The following is a 16,555-nucleotide window of genomic DNA, read 5'->3' as shown; positions in this document are numbered from 1 at the left end:
AGGCCCCGAGGCTTTGCGAGAGGGCTTTGTGACGCTGATGGAGCGCGCCCGCCAGCATGCCCCACACGCCCGTCTGGATGGCGTGCTGGTTGCCCGACACATCAGTGGCGCGGTGGAATGTTTTATGGGCATTCAACGTGACCCGATGTTTGGGCCAGTGGCGGTATTCGGTCTCGGCGGGATTTTTGTTGAAGTGCTCAAGGATGTGACGTTACGACGTTGCCCGTTCGGGGTGACCGACGCCGAAGCGATGATCCGCAGTATCCAGGGCGCGCCGCTGTTGCTCGGTGCGCGGGGTCGACCTCCTGTGGACATTCCGGCGCTGGCACACATGCTCGCCAGCCTGTCTGAGTTTGCGTGCCGGGCGGGCGACGCGTTGCAGTCGATTGACCTCAACCCGGTGTTTGCCTTGCCCGAGGGGCAGGGGGCCTTCGCCGCCGACGCCCTCGTGGTTAGCCTGGCCGAGGAGCACAACGATGAGGCTTGATCCAGAAAAACTCCTGAATTACCCGATCCCGGATGTACGCCAACACCTGACACGTCGGGACACAGCGTTCTATGCGCTGTCGGTCGGCATGGGCATGAACCCGATGGATCGCCACGCGTTGGATTATGTCGATTCAGCCCGGAATTTTCGTGCGCTGCCCATCATGGCCGTGGTGCTGGCGTATCCGGGTTTCTGGCTGGGCAATCCGAACACGGGTGTGAACGCGCTTAAATTGGTGCTCGGCGAACAGAGCGTGCAATGGCACCGGCCGCTGCCCGTCGAAGGGGAAATTCTGGGCCGCACCCGGGTCACCGGCTTGCTGGACAAGGGGGATGGCAAGGGCGCGTTGCTGTACAGCGAAAAGCAGCTGATTGACGTCGAGTCTGATGAACTGATCGCGACCACCTCTAGCACCACCTTCTTGCGCGGTGATGGTGGCTGTGGGTCGCTCACCCCCCCGCAACCTGACGTTCACGTGCTACCGGATCGCGCGCCGGATCGTATTGTCGACTTACCGACTCGCCCTGAACAGGCGTTGTATTACCGCCTCAATGGCGATGACAACCCGTTGCATGCTGACCCTGATTTCGCTGCCCGCGCCGGGTTCCAGCAGCCGATCCTGCATGGTTTGTGCACCTTGGGCGCGGCTTTCCATGCTGTGTTGCGTGAAGTGGCGGACTACCGCAGTGAGCGGATGAAAAGTCTGAAAGTGCGCTTCAGTGCCCCCGTGTTTCCCGGCGAAACCATTCGCACTGAGATTTGGAATGATGGCTCATTTCGCTCTCGGGTACTGGAACGTGACGTCGTTGTGCTCAATAACGGCTTGGTCACCCTGCATGGAGATCGCTCATGAACGCGGCATTGGGTATTCAACAGGATGACGAGCGCCAGGAGCGTTTGAGCTTGATACGTGATAGCGCCGCGGCGATGGTGCCCCGCGATGGCGACCTGAGCCGGATCCGGGCGCTGCGCTTCACTACCGAGGGTATGGACCGAGAAAGCTGGCGGCAAATTTGCGCCATGGGCTGGGTCGGATTACGCCTGGACGAGGAGGCGGGCGGCATCGGACTGGGTGCCGCGGAACTGGCTGCTTTGCTTGAGGAGCTGGGAAAGGGGCTGTTGCCAGAGCCCCTGATCGAGGCGGTCATGGTCGCCGGGTTGTTACCACCGGATCTGTGCCAGCAGCAACTGAGCGGTGTGCGCTTGATTATGCCCGCCGGCCTGGCTCAGCCAGCGCGGTTGGAAGTCCGCGATGGGCAGCTCACGGGGCAGTTGGACAACGTATCCCTTGCCGCTGTTGCCGATGCTTTTGTGGTGAACACGTGCCAAGGGCTGGTACTGGTCGAGGCCAGCAGCGCGACGATCCACGTGGACTGCCAACTGACCCAGGACGGTGGGCACCTTGGCTGCCTGCATTTCAATGCAACCCCGGTCCGTAGGCTCGATGTTTCTGAGTCACGGTTGGCGGCGATCCTTGATGAAGCCTCGCTGGCAACCTCCGCTTACCTGCTGGGCTGCATGCAAGGTGCTTTTGTCCGGACCCTGGAATATCTCAAGGTGCGTAAACAGTTCGGTCAAGCGATTGGGAGCTTCCAGGTGCTGCAGCACCGAATGGTCGACCTGAATATCCAGATTGAATTAAGTCGCGCCGCCATTGAACAGGCCGCAGCTTCCATTGATAGCGGCACAAGTACCGGGCAACGCGAGCTGCACGTCAGCGCTGCGCGGCTACGCACCACACGAGCGGCGCTAAAGGTATGCCGTGAGGCGATTCAGCTGCACGGGGCGATTGGCTACACCGATGAAGCGGATATCGGCCTGTTCCTGCGCAAAGTGCTGACGCTGATGAATACCTGCGGTTCGCTGCAGTATCACCAGCAGCGCTACACGACTTGGGTCTGCGAGGAGGTGCATTGATGGACAACTCACTGCTCAAAGAAATGCGCGGGCGCACCCTGATCCTTTCGATCAACGTCCCTGAGCGCCACAACTCGGTTTCTCCTGCACTGCGCGGATTGCTGTATGAGGCCCTGGCGCAGGCCGATGAGGACCCGCAGGTTCGCAGTGTGGTGTTGACCGGTGCCGGGGGCGTGTTTTGTGCCGGCGGCGATATTACGGACATGAGCATCAGCGACTTGAGCTCAGGGCGTGCGCGAATGCGCCGCAGTCATCGTTTGATCCGCCAAATGCTCTGTATGGGCAAGCCTGTTATTTGTGCCGTCGAAGGCTGGGCAGCCGGTGCTGGACTGTCGCTGGCAATGGCCTGCGACAGCGTGGTCAGCAGTGACTGTGCTCGCTTTGCGGCAAGCTTTGGTCAGGTGGGGCTTATGGCGGATATGGGCCTGCTGTTCACCCTGCCGCAACGGGTCGGCATCGGCCGCGCCAAGCAGATTATTTTCTACGGCGAAAAATGGAACGCAGTGGACGCCGAGCGACTTGGCCTTGTCGATCATTTGGTTGCTGAGGGTCAGGCATTGGAAGTCGCGCTGGGTCGCGCTCAAGTGCTGGAGCGTCAAGCGCCGTTGCCGTTGGCGTTGAGCAAGGCAGTGCTGGCGCGGGGTTTGGACGCTTTGCTCGATCGCGAATGCGAGCTGCAGAGCCAACTGTTTTTGAGTGCCGATCACGCCGAAGGCAAGGCGGCTTTTATAGACAAGCGACCTGCGCAATTCATAGGAGCCTGAGACATGACCTCGACACGTGATTACACCACGATGGACGATTCGACCTTTCGCCAGCAGGTAGGTGACTGGGTGCGTGCGCACTACCCGGAGCAGTGGCGCAATCCACGCAAGCGCCTCGGCACCGAAGACAGTCGCGAGTGGTACCAGTTGTTGTCGCGTCAAGGGTGGCTTGCGCCGGGATGGCCCTTGGCGGTGGGCGGCATGGGGCTGAGCGCCGGCAAGCAATTGATCATGATGGAGGAAATGGAAAGCCACGGTTGCGCCCGCTTACCGGATACCGGCCTGACGATGCTTGGCCCATTGCTGATTCGGTTTGGCACTGAGGAGCAAAAAGCTTTCTACCTCCCAAAGATTCTCAGCGGTGACCATATCTGGTGCCAAGGCTACAGCGAGCCTAATGCGGGTTCTGATCTCTCCAGTCTGCGCACCGAGGCGATTGATGCCGGCGACCACTGGCGTGTAAATGGTCAGAAAACCTGGACCACGATGGGCAGTGAAGCCAATTGGATATTTGTCCTGGTGCGCACTGATCGCAGTGCCAAGGCCCAGGCAGGCATCAGCTTTCTGTTGGTGCCCATGGACAGCCCAGGCATAGAGGTGCGGCCAATCCTTAACCTCGACTTGCATGGCGAGTTCTGCGAGGTGTTCTTTGACGACGTCAAAGTGCCCAAGGCCAATTTGGTCGGCGAGATTAATCAAGGCTGGAGCATGGCCAAGGCCCTGCTGGGTTTCGAGCGGATTTTCCTCGGTTCGCCCAAACAGTCCACTCATGCTCTGGAGCGCTTGCGTCGTCTGGCGCAGCTGACCGGGGTCTGGACCGATCCGGTGTTTCGCCAGCGCTATGCCGACCTGCACCTGGATCTGGACAGCCATCGCGCCCTCTATGAATTGTTCGCCAATGCCTTGCGGCGCGGTAAGCCTCTGGGTGCGGAAGTCTCGATGCTCAAGATTTTTCAGTCCGAGCTGTATCAACGCATCAACGAAGTGGCGCTGGAAATAGCGGGAGAGCAATCGGCGCTTCTTGATCCCTTACCCGAGGACCGCGCGCTTTACCCGGCCGGGCTGTTTATCCAGTCGCTGCCCACGACCATCTACGGCGGCAGTAACGAGATCCAACGCAACATTCTGGCCAAACAGGTACTAGGCCTGTCGGCGTGAAAACTATCGCTCTATCGAAGGAATGCCCAGATGACAGTACAACAATCGATTGAAGGCAAGGTTGCGATCGTCACCGGCGCGGGTGGGGGAATTGGTCAAGCTATCGCACTGGCCATGGCGGCTGCGGGCGCACGGGTGGTGATCAATGACATTGGCGTTTCGCTTCACGGTGAGGGTGGCTCGCAAAGCCCGGCCATGCAGACCCAGGCACTGATCCAGGCGCGTGGAGGCGAGGCGGTGATCAATACCGACAGCGTCGCGGAGTGGGACAACGCCAAACGCATCGTCGAGTGCGCGGTGGATTCATTTGGTCAGGTGGATATCGTGGTCAACAACGCCGGGATCTTGCGTGATGCGATTTTTCACAAAATGAGCCCGGAGGAGTGGCTGGCGGTAATCAACGTGCACCTCAACGGTAGCTTCTTTGTCAGCCGTGCGGCCTCCGAGCATTTTCGCAAGCAGGGGAGCGGGGCATTCGTGCACATGACCAGCACCTCGGGGCTGATTGGCAACGTGGGTCAGGCCAACTATTCGGCCGCCAAGCTGGGCATCGTTGGGCTATCCAAGACGATCGCCATGGACATGCGTCGTTTTGGGGTGCGCTCCAACTGCATTGCACCGTTTGCCTGGGGCCGCATGACCGATTCAATTCCGGCTGACACCCCCGAGCAAAAGGCTCGTGTCGAGCGCTTACAGCAAATGACCCCCGACAAAAATGCGCCACTGGCGGTGTTTCTGGCTTCTGATCAGGCGCAAGACGTCACGGGACAGGTGTTCGCCTCTCGCAATAACGAATTGTTCCTGATGAGCCAGAGTCGCCCATTGCGCAGTGTTCAGCGCAGTGATGGCTGGACGCCGCAGCTCATTGCCGAACACGGCATGCCCGCTCTGCGGGCGGGATTCCTGCCGTTGGAAGCCAGCGCCGACGTCTTTTCCTGGGACCCGGTGTAAGCATGCCTAATGTTAAGGGAGGTGGCCGATGAGTGGATTGCAGACGCGCTTCACCGAGGTGTTTGGTATCAAACACCCGATCATGCAAGGTGGCATGCAGTGGGCAGGGCGGGCCGAACTGGTCGCCGCGGTGGCGAATGCTGGAGGGCTGGGGACATTGTCAGCGTTGACGCAACCGTCCGCGCAGGCCTTGGCTGATGAAATTCGTCGCTGCCGGGAACTCACTGATCAGCCATTCGCGGTCAACTTGACGATATTGCCGACGCTCAAGCCCGTGCCGTATGACGAGTACCGCGCCGCCATCATCGAATGCGGTATTGGTATCGTCGAAACCGCAGGCAGCAACCCGCAGTTGCACATTGCTGAGTTCAAGCACCACGGCATCAAGGTCATCCATAAATGTACCTCGGTACGCCATGCGCTCAAGGCAGCGGCGCTAGGGGTGGATGCGGTTTCCATCGACGGCTTCGAGTGCGCCGGCCATCCCGGTGAAGACGATGTGCCGGGATTGGTGTTGATCCCCGCCGTTGCCCGCCAGCTGAATATCCCACTGATTGCTTCAGGCGGCTTCGCCGACGGAGGGGGGTTGGTCGCAGCGCTGGCGCTGGGCGCAGATGCAATCAGCATGGGGACGCGATTTCTGTGCACCGTGGAGAGCCCGGTGCATGAACAGGTCAAGCGGACCATCGTACAAAACGATGAACGCAGTACCGACCTGATTTTGCGCAGTCTGAACAATACGGCCCGGGTCGCTCGAAACGCCATTAGCCAGCAAGTGCGTGCGATGGAGGCACGCGGGGCGACATTTGAGGAGGTCGCCCATCTGGTCGCGGGGCATCGGGGGCGCCTGGTGTATGAGCAAGGTGACCCCGACCATGGGGTCTGGTCTGCCGGCCTGGTGCAAGGGCTGATCGACGACGTACCCACCTGTCAGGCGTTGATCGACCGGATCGTCGAACAGGCAGCGACGATTATTCGCAGGCGTCTGAGTAATGTCTTGATCCAGTAGCTTGCGCCGCTGGGCACTCCACACAGAGATCAATTCAGAGAAGAAAAATAATGGAAATGCTCGCTGTTTCAACCCAGGCACAAACTCAGGCAATCCCGACACGCACGAAAGTGATCGTGTTCATATTCTGCTTTCTCGGGCTGCTGGCCGACGGTGCGGACTTAATGTTGCTGTCATACAGCCTCAGCAGCTTGCGCGATGAGTTCGGGCTCAGCAGTTTTCAGGCTGGCAGTCTGGGCAGTATTACCCTGGCTGGTATGGCGGTTGGCGGCATCTACGGTGGATGGGCCTGCGACCGGTTCGGCCGGGTCAAGGTGGTTTTCTGGACCACGATAGTGTTCTCCATCGGCACTGCGGCCCTCGGCTTTACCAACAGTTATTGGCAGTTTGCAGTCGTGCGCTTCATCGCCTCACTGGGCTTGGGCTCACTGTTCGTGGCCTGCAACACGCTGATGTCTGAGTACGTCTCTACCAAATACCGGACGACGGTGTTGGGGACGCTTCAGGCTGGCTGGACCGTGGGCTACGTCGTCGCGACCATCATGGCCGGGGCTATCATCCCGGAGCATGGCTGGCGCTGGATGTTTTTCGTGGCTATCGCGCCCGTTGTCCTCGCTCTCTTCGTCAAGCCGCTTGTGCCCGAGCCGCCTGCCTGGCTCGCTGCTCAGGCTGAGCGCCTGCGAATCAAAAAGGCCGGCGGTGCTTCTGCGGTCCAGCAAAAGCCCGGCTCGCTCAAGACGCTGATTGCCGACAAAGGTGCCCGGCGCATGTTCATCTTGTGGACGCTGACGGCGGGGTTCCTTCAATTCGGTTACTACGGGGTTAACAACTGGTTACCGTCCTATCTGGAGCGCGAGCTGCATATGGACTTCAAAGCCATGACGGGCTACATGGTCGGCACTTACGCGGCGATGATCTTCGGCAAAGTGTGCGCTGGATTCGTTGCTGACTGGATAGGTCGACGCAAGACATTTGTGTTTGGCTGCCTGGGCACCGCTGTGCTGATCCCGATGATCGTTTACCTCAACTCTCCCGATAATATCCTCTACATGCTGGTGTTCTTCGGGTTTATCTACGGAATTCCGGTGGGCGTCGTCGCAACCTACATGACCGAGAGTTTCGAGACCCGTGTACGTGGTTCGGCAGTAGGCGGCGCCTACAACTTCGGCCGACTCGGTGCGGCATTCGCCCCCGCGATTATTGGGCTGCTTGCAGCTCAGGTGTCGATTGCCGCTGGCATGCTGGTCATGGGCCTGGCGTATCTGGTGACCGCGTTGATACCTGCACTCTTCATTCGCGACAAAATCTACGATCCGCAGAAGGCGTAACAGGGAAACGCCACTAGGGGGTGCTTGGCCCACCCCTGTATTGGCGGTAGAACCACGCAAAACGGACCACAGGGAATCCCGGTGGTCCGTCAACAGTATCGCTTGGCGTCATGCGTTACTGACTGATGCCAGGATATTTCGTGCACGTTGAATCACCGGGGCGTCGATCATTTGTCCGTCGAGCTGAAAGGCGCCTGCTTTATCAGCACCCGCCAGCACACGACTGGCCCAGTCCACCTGAATGGGCGTCGGCGCTAATGCCAGATGCACGACGTCGACTTGGCGCGGATGGATGCACAGCATGCCTGCAAACCCCTTGGTTTGCGCGCTCAAGGCAAAGTGTTCAAGCCCGATGGGGTCGTCGATGCGGGCATAGACGGTCTCCAGCGGTGAGGCCAAGCCAGCGAGGCGGCTGTGCTGCAACAGGGCGAACCGAACCTGATCCAGCATGCATTCAGCGCCAACGGTGCCGGCAACCATCCCCAAGTCCAGACTCATGTCCAGCCCGCCGTAGGTCAGCCGGTCCACACCCGCAACCTGCGAAATGGCGGCGAGTGCCTGTAACCCCAAGGCGCTTTCAATAATAGGCAGGACCGGGTGGCCGGTGGCAGCAACGCGGGCGACCTGTCCTGCGCTTTCAGCTTTCGGAAGCATGACGCCGCACACGCCGGATTGGCCTGTGCAGAACGCCAGATCAGCATCATGCTGAGCGTGACTCGCCCTATTGATCCGTACCCAAACGCGGGCGGTCGGCTCTGCCTGCAAAAACTCTTCGAGATTTTTCCGGGCCAGGGCTTTGTCCGATTCCTGGACGGCATCCTCGAAATCGACGATGACCACGTCGGCGCCACTGGACAGCGCTTTGGCGAAACGTTCGGGCCGGTTGCCGGGCACAAACAGCGCCGAGCGCATCAGTTTGTCATTCATGACCGCTCCTCAGAAGCTGCGTGGCAGTTCGAGCAGGTGCTCGGCGACGTAGGACAGAATCAGGTTGGTCGAGATTGGCGCGACCTGATACAGACGGGTTTCGCGGAACTTGCGCTCCACGTCATATTCACAGGCGAAACCAAAACCGCCGTGGGTTTGCAGGCACGCATTGGCCGCTTCCCAGGACGCCTTGGCCGCCAGGTATTTGGCCATGTTGGCGCTGGCCCCGGCATTTTTGCCGCTGTCGTATTCCTCGCAGGCGCGCCAGCGCATCAGGTCGGCGGCTTCGATCTCTATGTGCGCTTCGGCAATCGGAAATTGCACGCCCTGGTTCTGGCCGATGGGACGTCCAAACACCACCCGGTCACGGGCATAGGCACTGGCTTTTTCGATGAACCAGCGGCCATCACCGATGCATTCGGCGGCAATCAGCGTGCGTTCGGCATTCAACCCATCAAGGATGTAGCGAAAGCCTTTGCCTTCCTCGCCGATCAGGCTGTCGAGGGGCAGTTCCAGGTTGTCGAAGAACAACTCGTTGGTCTCGTGATTGACCATGTTGGCGATGGGCTGAACGGTCAGGCCGTTGCCAATGGCCTCGCGCAGGTCGACAAGAAAGATCGACATGCCTTCGGATTTCTTCTTTACGTCAGCCAACGGTGTGGTGCGCGCCAGCAAGATCATCAGGTCCGAATGCTGGACTCGGGAGATCCAGACTTTCTGACCGTTGATCACGTACTTGTCGCCCTGCTTCACCGCAGTGGTCTTGATCTTGGTGGTGTCGGTGCCGGTGGTGGGTTCGGTGACGGCCATCGATTGCAGACGTAACTCACCGCTGGCCAGTTTCGGCAGGTAATAGCTCTTCTGTGCCTCACTGCCGTGGCGCAGCAGGGTGAACATGTTGTACATCTGGCCGTGAACAGTGCCGGAGTTACCGCCGCAGCGGTTCACTTCTTCAAGAATCACCGACGCTTCGGCCAGACCCAGGCCTGAGCCGCCGTATTCAGTCGGGATCAGCGCCGCCAGCCAGCCGGCATCGGTCAGCGCCTTGACGAACGCTTCAGGGAAGCCCTTCTCTTCATCGACCTTGCGCCAGTAAGCCGCGTCGAACTCAGCACACAGGGCACGCACGCCTTCGCGGATGGCATTCAGTTCTTCGTTGTCGTTGGGGTTCATCTTGATTCCTTTGGAGTGATGCGAAGCTCAGTCGAATTCGACGCTGGCGCGTTGGCTGATACCGGTGATATCGCCTGCCCACAGGTCGGCGAAACCGTGTTGGGCATGGTGCCCACCGACCTTGAAATCGGCGGGCGCAATCAGGGGGCGGATGCCGCGAAAGGAAAACTGTCGGACGTGTGCTAATGGGTTTGCCCGCACGAAAGCGGCCAGATTCAGGGTTGCGGTCAGTGGGCCATGCACGACCAGTCCGGGATAACCTTCGGTCTGGGTGACATAAGGCCAATCGAAATGGATGCGGTGGGCATTGAAGGAGACGGCTGAGTACCGGAACAGCAGCAGCGGGTCGGGGCTGATGTTTTCGCTCCATTGCGTTTCGGGAAGCGGCTCTCCGGCGCTGAGCTGGGGTGGGTTCGGTTCACGATAAACAATATCCTGCTCTTCGCTCACGCACAGCTGATCGTCTTGCCATACGTCATGGGCGAGCGTGACGAACAAGAGCGATCCGGTGCGCCCCTTTTTTTCCTCGATATGCTTGATCGTGGTGTGACGGCTGGCGGGCGCGTCGACGCGCAGTGGGTGGATAAAGTTGACCCGGCTACCTGCCCACATGCGGTTACGCCCATGCGCGGGCGGCATGAACTCACCCAGCGTTGGGTGCCCGTCGGGACCGAGGTCGCATTGTTCTGCGCAGTCATCAAAAAAGCACCAGTGCCATAGCCAAGGTAACTCTTGGCCCTCAGTGGGTGCCGGGGTATTGAACATCGCCGCGATGCGCCGTACCAAAGGGAGGCTGAAGTGGTCATTGCGCACCTGTTTTCGGCCCACCCAGTTACCCGGTTCGAAATCTTGCATGCTGTGCTTTCCCTATTGGATGCAGTTGCAAGCAGGATGACGGGTGCTACTGAAGTGGGGAATTTGCTTTTGCGTAAGTCAGTGTGAAGCTTTGCCTAAGGTCGGGCGGGCAGGGTGCAACGCCGCCTTCCACTTTTTGAAATTGCTGCCTATGACGCTGCCGATCATGCTGCTGCCAGACTTTCGTGGGAGCAGGCGGCTATGAACAAATTTCTGGATACACGCCAACAAGCGCTTTCGCTGTTTGCCAGCAAGGGCTACGCCAATGTGGGCATGCGCGAGCTAGCCTCGGCCTTGGGGATCAACTGCGGTTCGATCTACAACCACATCGAAAGTAAGGAAGCGTTGCTCTACGAGTTGTTTGAAGAGCTGCTGGGGTTATTACAGACCAAAGCCACGCAGATACAGCGCAATGCCGAGGTCCCCAAGCGGCTTCGCAAGATCATTGAAATGCACTTGCGTCTGCAGGACTGTATGCCGTGCCATTTTCAATTACTGGAACGTGAATGGCGCCATCTAAGTGAGCCTTGGCTCAGCCATGCCGACGCCCACCTGACGCGGTATGAAAACATCATTGCCGCCGCCGTTGGGCCTTCGGTGTGCAGCCGGGCCTGCACGAAAAGTATCGTCACGCTACTCAATCAAGTCCCCACCTGATTGCCAGCGTTAGCGCTCACGGTGAAAGCTCGCCTGGATCTTGTTCACGCCATGGTCGAACTGATTCTTGCGCAGACACGCAACGATTCTACTGATCCGCGCGCGGGGCACGCGGCCAATTCGGGCTTCTTAGCCAAAGCAAAAGAGGGGCTTTCAATAACGTAAATGGGCACATCAACAAGACTGATCCATGCTCGGCGTTAGAGAGATACCCCCAATAACAATAAGGATCGGCCCATGTTCGCCTGGTATAAAAGCGGCACCCCACGTGAGAAGAAAACTTTTTGGGCCTGTTATGCCGGCTGGGCCCTGGATTCCTATGACATGCAGATGTTCAGCTTTTTGCTGCCCACGCTGATAGGCATCTGGGGACTGACCAAAGGCGAGGCGGGCATTGTCGGGACGTCGGCTCTACTGTCGGCCGCACTGGGAGGATGGATCGCGGGCATATTGAGCGACCGTTTCGGGCGCGTGCGAATTCTGATCTTTACCGTTTGCTGGTTCACCCTGTTTGGAGTCGTCGCAGGCTTTGCTCAGAATTTCGAGCAATTGCTGGTCGCACGTACGTTCCAAGGCTTGGGGTTTGGTGGCGAATGGGCCATTGGTGTGGCGCTCATGGCCGAGGTCATCAACCCGAAGAATCGTGGCAAGGCGCTGGGTTTCGTGCAGTCCGGGTTTGCCTTGGGATGGGCCGGCGCGGTGCTGGTCGTGACCGGCATCCTTGCGTACTTCCCCGCCGAGTACGCTTGGCGTGTGGCGTTCTGGGTCGGTGTGGTTCCGGCGCTGGTTGTGATTTTTATTCGGCGTAACGTCAAGGATTCGGACGCGTTCAAGCAATCGCAGAAGCTGGACACAGATAAAGCATCCATCGGGACCGTTTTTTCCCCCAAGTACATTCGGGTCAGCATGCTTGCGAGTCTGTTAGTTATTGGGCTGCAGGCGGGCTGCTACGTGATCCTGGTCTGGACGCCTTCGATGATGGCCGAGCGCGGCGTTGTGTCTGGATCGCTTATCCTGACGATTCTGATCATGGCGCTAGGCAGCCTTTGCGGGTTCGCTACTACTGCCTACATGTCTGACCACCTGGGCCGACGCCCGACTCTGATGATCTTGTCGTTGGCCTCCTGGATTGTCACCGTCGCTTATATGTTCGTGCCGCTCAACCCGCTTGTAGCGCACGTCATGGGCTTTTTGGTAGGTGCGTTGGCGATCGGCATGTTTGCGGCGCTGGGTCCCTTCCTGAGCGAGTTATTCCCGACCCAGGTTCGCACCACTTGCATGGGGTTTTCGTACAACGTAGGCAAATCGGTGGGCGCAATGGCTGTCACGGGGGTTGGGCTACTGGCTGCTAAATTCGGTCTGTCCCAGTCTGTTGGCGCGTTTTGCCTTGTCGCTTACGCCATCGCTGTATGTGCCTTGCTGCTGCTACCCGAAACCAAGGGGGTCCGGCTTGATGAAATTGAAAGTGTTGAGAATGAAGCCGGTCAGTCCCCGCAACCGTTGTCCGGACAACGTACGTGAAGGAAGTTCAAATGATTAGAATCGTCTATCTGCTGGCTAAACCTCAAACCATGAGCGATGCGGTCTTTAAGCAGGAATGTGTACGTCACTTCGAAATGAGTGAGGGTATCCCTGGCCTGCACAAATATGAGGTCAGGCTTGTGTCAGACAACCCAAGCGACACCCACGTACCCTATTTGGAGGTGCCGACTGTGCATGCTATCGGGGAATGCTGGTTTCGCGATCAGTCCGACTATGAGCTTTACATGGAGGCCGAGAAAAGAAAGGTTTGGTTTGAACATGGCAAAACGTTCATTGGCGGGCTCAAGCCATTTGTGATGTGCAATGTAGTGTTGTAGTGGTCGAGTATCGTTTTTCGCTCCAAAATTTGGCGGATGAGCCTCGTTGTCGTTCATGGATACGTGACTGCCGATGCGGGCTACTCCAACGGCAAGCAGTTCCAGGCGTTTGAAACGTCCCGGACAAATCGGGGCGTTTGCTTGGGCCGCCCTCAGCATGTTTTTACACAGTCTGTTTAAGGTCGCTTTTTTCGTTATAGCGTAAAACATTTCAGATCGGTGCTCTCCAGTCTTCGGAGAGGCACCGTAAACAGCAGGCATTGCGTCGAAGTGGTGTTCAATCAGGGGGTCGAGTTCCGCAGGATGAGCCTGAAGGTCGGGCGCCAGAGCATCCTTTCGCTCGCGGGTGAAAGTCGAAGGACTTGAACAGAGTCCAGCGTCAGATATCGATGTCGTAGCACTATCAAACCTCCGGTTGCGCACAATCCGCTTTTGCGCATGGATGAGCAGCCCGCATTGATGGCCGAACTTCACGGGTTTCGAAGGGCAAGCCAAATACGGTTTGAGTGGAGTCGGTTGCAGCATATCGAGCAGCTTGCTGAAGCCTGGGACAAGGCATTAGAGCTGCCGCCTGAGCAGAGCTCCCCAGAACAATAACTGTATGTCCGGCGTTTGCATCGCGCGACTCAGCGGCATGGTCAGCATGTTGAGTCACACTGTCAGGCAAGCTACCCAGGCGCGGACGCGGACGCATGCGCAGGGCGGGCAGCGGCCGATTGCCGCAGGCAGCGTCGTGCAGCCAGCATCGATAGCCTCTGGCGCGACTATAACCCTGACGAGACGGCCCCTTCAGGCGGCTTCACTCAGAAATTCAGCGGCTCGTGTTTATTGCATTGTCCGTGACACGCTGGAGCGAACAAGCGTAATAAACGGTATGATGGCAACATGATATCTACGCATCCTTTTGTGCAGGCCATCGATCTCGAACGCGAAACCGGTCTTAGTAAGGACTTGTTGCGCAAGTGGCGTTCGCGTTACGGCTTTCCGCACCCCATCCAGCAAGAGCCGGCCGGAAGCGGCTATCCACGCGAGCAGATCACTCAGCTGTGCTTGATCAAACGCTTGCTGGACGTCGGTTTCCGTCCGGCGCAAGTCGTCGGCAAGCAACTGGAGGAGTTGGAGCGCCTGGCCCAGGCCGTCGCGGTTTCCTCCTTCAAACCCGCCTTGTGTCTCTCAGCTCAAGCGGCACTTGAGCGGTTGCGGGTGGACGACGTCGACGGGCTGGAAAAAAATCTTGCGCAGGCCCTTATCGAACAGGGCCTGACCGGTTTCGTGCAGCAGACCGCGGGGCCGTTGATGGCAGCCGTGGGCACTGGCTGGGCCTGTGGCGAGATCCAGGTCTATCAGGAGCACTTGTGCAGTGCCGTCCTGATGCGTTTGTTGTTCGCGGCCATCAGCGCGATAAAACCGCTGCCCGGTCATCCGCGTATCCTGTTCGCGACACCACCCGAAGAACTCCATGTGCTGGGGCTACTGATGCTCCAGGCGGTACAGGCTGAGCATGGCGCCCACTGTCTGCATGGGGGGACCCAATTGTCCCTGGACGAGCTCGCCAAGGCGGCCCGTGCTTATCGCGCCGATGTAGTCGCGCTGTCCTTCAGTGGGGCCTACCCTCAACGCCGCGTCCGGCCTTTCCTAATCGAGTTGCGGGCGCGCCTGCCCGATGCCGTACAGCTCTGGACGGGAGGAGCGGGTGTCGCGTCGATCAAGCGAGCACCTGCTGGTGTACGGGTCTTTTCCGGCGCATTGCAACCCGTTGAGTTTTTCCCGGGCCGAGCCGGCCCCGCAACTGTTGTTTCCTTACCCGGCACATCGTCTGCCGCCTGTCTGTGAGTACGCCCTTGTCCCGTGAATTGCCGCTGAATGCCGGTCCAACCCATGAGCCTCTGCCGCGGCACGATGCCGGTGGCTCCTTGCGTCATTTATTGCGGCAGAGTACCCATGCGGAACATGCTCAGCTCAATCGTCAGCCGTTGCTGGCTGGTATCACCCAAGCTGGCTATCCCATTGAGCATTACCGGCTGCTGTTGGCTGCCTACACGCCGTTCTACCAGTCACTGGAGCACGCCATCGGCGGCTTTTCCCAACGCTCAGCCGTGAGTTTCGCTTACACCCCCAAGCTGCCCTGGTTGATCGCTGATTTGCAGCATTTTGGCGGTGGGCCGGATGAAGTCTCAAGTGGCCCGCAACTGCCGAGCGCAGTGTTTGAAATCAACACGCTGGGGCAGTTGCTGGGGGTGCTGTACGCAGTGGAAGGCGCCACGCTGGGCGGGCAGCTTATAGCCAGACAGGTTGCCGCTCATCTCGGGCTGAAGGCCAACGCAGGGGCGCGATTCTTCAATGGCTACGGCCCGCAGACCGCCCACCGATGGGAGCAGTTCCTGGCGTACCTGGAAATGCACGGCAGCGATGCCGTAGTCAGGGACCAGGCGGTGAGTGCAGCCAAAACTACTTTCTCGCGGGTCAGGGAAGTGCTGGATAGATATCAGGCAGACGCTCATGTTGAATAATCACGAGTCAGAGGTGCTCGAGGACGCGCTGAAGAACTGCGCCCGCGAACCTATCCACCTGGTCGGCAGTATCCAGCCGTTCGGGGTGCTGCTGGTCGTGGACCCGCGGCGCTGGGTGATTCATACGGCCAGCCAGAACCTTGCCAGTATTTTTCCCATCAATGTTGACGAGGCGCTCGGCAAGCCATTACAGGAACTGATCGGACTGGAGTCGGTGGCATGGCTGAAAGGTCTGAACCTGGATGATGAGGCGATGGGGCCAAAAATCTGGTCTCTGTCCTTGCTTCGCGAAGGGCAGTGGCTCAAGTATGACGCTCAGGTCTTTCGCTCGGGGAACTCATTGGTAATCGAGGTGGAGCACTGGCAGCCACCTGCTGGTGACGTGTTCCATGAGCTGTTCATTCCCATCCGCGATGCCCTCTGGAAGCTGGACGCGGAAGCCGATCTGGGGCGTTACGCTCAGGCAACCGTGGATCAGGTGCGCTTATTGACTGGTTTCGACCAAGTGATGATCTACCGCTTCGATGGCAACTGGGACGGCGAAGTCATCGCGGAGAGCAAAGTCGAGCAAGCCCTGTCCTATCTGGGTAACCGGTTTCCGGCATCGGACATTCCGGCCCAAGCCCGGGAGCTGTATACCAAGAACCTGGTGCGAATCATTGCCGATGTCGATGCCGAACCCGTGCCATTGGTTAGGCAGGACGCCAGGCAACCGGGCGCGCCGCTGGACCTTAGTCACTCCTGGTTGCGCAACCTATCGCCGGTGCATGTTGAGTACCTACGCAATATGGGGGTGCGTGCCAGTTTGAGCATTTCCCTGGTGCAAAATGACCGGCTCTGGGGCCTGATAGCCTGTCATCACTTGACGCCCAAATACGTGAGCTTGCGCGCCCGGGAGTTGGATGAGTTCATCGGACGTTCGGCATCCCTCAAACTCACCAACATGGACAAAGACGAACG

General features: G+C 58.9%; 17 protein-coding genes. 14 read left to right on the top strand and 3 right to left on the bottom strand.

The window, feature by feature from the left end:
- The 8 genes from K0F75_RS25730 to K0F75_RS10935 all read left to right on the top strand — a co-directional run.
- On the top strand, positions 1-487 hold a 487-nt coding region (locus K0F75_RS25730), incomplete at its 5' end, for an acetate--CoA ligase family protein (protein ID WP_257604315.1).
- Positions 477-1,340 carry a MaoC/PaaZ C-terminal domain-containing protein gene (locus tag K0F75_RS10965; RefSeq protein WP_219061880.1) on the top strand — a complete coding sequence of 288 codons (864 nt, stop codon included), beginning with the start codon at positions 477-479 and terminating at the stop codon, positions 1,338-1,340. The genes K0F75_RS25730 and K0F75_RS10965, both read left to right, overlap by 11 nt.
- Positions 1,337-2,404 (top strand): acyl-CoA dehydrogenase family protein, encoded by a 1,068-nt coding sequence (locus K0F75_RS10960; protein WP_219061879.1) that lies wholly within the window; start codon positions 1,337-1,339, stop codon positions 2,402-2,404. Before K0F75_RS10965 ends, K0F75_RS10960 begins: the two co-directional genes overlap by 4 nt.
- Positions 2,404-3,168, top strand: a complete 765-nt coding sequence (locus K0F75_RS10955; RefSeq protein ID WP_219061878.1) for an enoyl-CoA hydratase/isomerase family protein — start codon at positions 2,404-2,406, stop codon at positions 3,166-3,168. The genes K0F75_RS10960 and K0F75_RS10955 overlap by 1 nt, the downstream gene beginning before the upstream one ends.
- A 3-nt stretch (positions 3,169-3,171) precedes the next feature.
- Positions 3,172-4,326 (top strand): acyl-CoA dehydrogenase family protein, encoded by a 1,155-nt coding sequence (locus K0F75_RS10950; protein WP_219061877.1) that lies wholly within the window; start codon positions 3,172-3,174, stop codon positions 4,324-4,326.
- A gap of 30 nt (positions 4,327-4,356) precedes the next feature.
- Positions 4,357-5,277 carry an SDR family oxidoreductase gene (locus K0F75_RS10945; protein WP_219061876.1) on the top strand — a complete coding sequence of 307 codons (921 nt, stop codon included), beginning with the start codon at positions 4,357-4,359 and terminating at the stop codon, positions 5,275-5,277.
- Between the two features lie 28 nt (positions 5,278-5,305).
- Positions 5,306-6,286, top strand: a complete 981-nt coding sequence (locus K0F75_RS10940; RefSeq protein ID WP_219061875.1) for a nitronate monooxygenase family protein — start codon at positions 5,306-5,308, stop codon at positions 6,284-6,286.
- Positions 6,287-6,336: 50 nt separating this feature from the next.
- Entirely contained in the window at positions 6,337-7,614 is a 1,278-nt protein-coding gene (locus K0F75_RS10935) for an MFS transporter (RefSeq protein WP_219061874.1), read from the top strand.
- A gap of 108 nt (positions 7,615-7,722) precedes the next feature.
- Here the strand turns inward: K0F75_RS10935 and K0F75_RS10930 are convergent, their stop codons facing one another.
- The 3 genes from K0F75_RS10930 to K0F75_RS10920 are packed head-to-tail and all read right to left on the bottom strand — an operon-like array spanning position 7,723 to position 10,569.
- On the bottom strand, positions 7,723-8,541 hold the full coding sequence (locus tag K0F75_RS10930) for a CoA ester lyase (protein WP_219061873.1): 819 nt from the start codon (positions 8,539-8,541) through the stop codon (positions 7,723-7,725).
- A 9-nt stretch (positions 8,542-8,550) separates the two neighbouring features.
- Positions 8,551-9,714: an acyl-CoA dehydrogenase family protein gene (locus K0F75_RS10925; protein ID WP_219061872.1), complete on the bottom strand. Its 1,164-nt coding sequence runs from the start codon at positions 9,712-9,714 to the stop codon at positions 8,551-8,553.
- A 27-nt stretch (positions 9,715-9,741) separates the two neighbouring features.
- Positions 9,742-10,569 (bottom strand): MaoC family dehydratase N-terminal domain-containing protein, encoded by an 828-nt coding sequence (locus tag K0F75_RS10920; protein WP_219061871.1) that lies wholly within the window; start codon positions 10,567-10,569, stop codon positions 9,742-9,744.
- A 201-nt stretch (positions 10,570-10,770) separates the two neighbouring features.
- Between K0F75_RS10920 and K0F75_RS10915 the strand changes: the two genes are divergently transcribed.
- The 6 genes from K0F75_RS10915 to K0F75_RS10890 form a co-directional block, all read left to right on the top strand.
- On the top strand, positions 10,771-11,226 hold the full coding sequence (locus K0F75_RS10915; RefSeq protein WP_257604314.1) for a TetR/AcrR family transcriptional regulator: 456 nt from the start codon (positions 10,771-10,773) through the stop codon (positions 11,224-11,226).
- A 237-nt stretch (positions 11,227-11,463) separates the two neighbouring features.
- Entirely contained in the window at positions 11,464-12,747 is a 1,284-nt protein-coding gene (locus tag K0F75_RS10910) for an MFS transporter (RefSeq protein WP_219061870.1), read from the top strand.
- 11 nt (positions 12,748-12,758) lie between these two features.
- Positions 12,759-13,085 carry a 4-methylmuconolactone methylisomerase gene (locus K0F75_RS10905; RefSeq protein ID WP_219061869.1) on the top strand — a complete coding sequence of 109 codons (327 nt, stop codon included), beginning with the start codon at positions 12,759-12,761 and terminating at the stop codon, positions 13,083-13,085.
- An 885-nt stretch (positions 13,086-13,970) separates the two neighbouring features.
- Positions 13,971-14,918, top strand: a complete 948-nt coding sequence (locus K0F75_RS10900; RefSeq protein WP_219061868.1) for a MerR family transcriptional regulator — start codon at positions 13,971-13,973, stop codon at positions 14,916-14,918.
- Positions 14,919-14,926: 8 nt separating this feature from the next.
- On the top strand, positions 14,927-15,595 hold the full coding sequence (locus K0F75_RS10895) for a biliverdin-producing heme oxygenase (RefSeq protein WP_219061867.1): 669 nt from the start codon (positions 14,927-14,929) through the stop codon (positions 15,593-15,595).
- The coding region (locus K0F75_RS10890) for a GAF domain-containing protein (RefSeq protein ID WP_219061866.1) at positions 15,585-16,555 on the top strand (971 nt) is incomplete at its 3' end. The genes K0F75_RS10895 and K0F75_RS10890, both read left to right, overlap by 11 nt.

This window comes from Pseudomonas sp. UMAB-08 (genome assembly GCF_900095225.1).
GTDB lineage: Bacteria > Pseudomonadota > Gammaproteobacteria > Pseudomonadales > Pseudomonadaceae > Aquipseudomonas.
This window is presented reverse-complemented; position numbering and strand designations above follow the sequence as displayed.